Here is a 367-nt window from a genome sequence, read left to right as displayed (position 1 = left end):
AGAACATACAGCAGATGTAATAAAAACCGCCTTCACTACTCTTTTAAACAATTTCATGTTAAATCCTCGCAAGATTTTTGGATTTATTCAACGATGACAAAATAAAAATAACTGCCCCATTCAAATCACGCAAAGTCTTATTTTTCATGCCAGCATGACCAAAGGACAAGACGGGTTGCTTTATCAATAATCACATGAACTGTAACGGAACGAAGAGCTTGTCTTCCGAAAAGGTTCATCCTCATGTGACGGGAGATTCCCATCAACTGTTAATAGAACATCTAACCCCGAAACGTTACACCATATAACAACGACTACAACTATGAAATAATTGCAAGCCAGGTCCGATTAGCCATGCCATAATTGG

This window comes from Halomonas sp. KAO (assembly GCF_015595025.1).
Taxonomy (GTDB): domain Bacteria; phylum Pseudomonadota; class Gammaproteobacteria; order Pseudomonadales; family Halomonadaceae; genus Halomonas.
The sequence above is the reverse complement of the archived record's forward strand: the minus strand, read 5'-3'. Positions refer to the sequence as shown.